This window comes from Vibrio sp. 1562, from assembly GCF_033340155.1.
Classification (GTDB): Bacteria; Pseudomonadota; Gammaproteobacteria; order Enterobacterales; family Vibrionaceae; genus Vibrio; species Vibrio alginolyticus.
Genome location: NZ_JAWOVY010000317.1, coordinates 1 through 715, shown reverse-complemented (window position 1 = coordinate 715; position 715 = coordinate 1). Strand labels below are relative to the sequence as shown.

Genomic DNA, 715 nt, shown 5'->3' with positions numbered 1-715 from the left:
CAGCGTTGAACCGCTATTTAGAAGACCCACGCGATATCTATTACGTGAAGTCACCAAAGTCGTTTCTTGGAGCATCTGGCTTGCGTGATGTTCAGCTGAGCTTCTTTGAAGATCTGGTTTGCGCCATGATGGACAACATCAAAGCTCAGGCAGAAAACCATGCTCAGCAAAGCATTACGGATGCGGTGATTGGTCGCCCAATCAACTTTCATGGTCGTGGTGGAGAAACGGCGAACATTCAAGCGGAGAATATTTTGCTTCGCGCTGCGAAGCGTGCCGGTTTTCAAAATATCGAATTTCAGTTTGAGCCCGTCGCCGCTGGATTAGAATACGAAGCGACGCTTAGCGAAGACAAACTGATTTTGGTGGTGGATATCGGTGGTGGTACAACCGACTGTTCTTTGATTCAGATGGGGCCATCTTGGCGAGGAAAAGCAGACAGAACGGCAAGTTTGTTGGCTCACAGTGGTCAGCGTGTCGGCGGTAACGATCTGGATATCGCGTTGGCTTTCAAACAGTTGATGTTCCCGTTTGGGATGGAAAGCAAGATGGAATCGGGCATTGTGATGCCGACGACTCAGTTTTGGAATCCGATTGCTATCAATAACGTTGAAGCGCAAAACGACTTTTACTCACGTGAGAACTTAGCGGCGTTAAAACTGTTGCAGAAACAGGCGCAAGAGCCAGAAAAACTAGCGCGCTTGCTTGAGGTTTA

Annotated in this window: 1 protein-coding gene; it reads left to right on the top strand. The window is 48.4% G+C overall.

Going from position 1 to position 715, the window contains the following annotated elements:
• Positions 1–715, top strand: a 715-nt coding sequence (gene yegD, locus R7Z49_RS24920; protein WP_318112370.1) for a molecular chaperone, incomplete at both ends; no start/stop codon positions are given.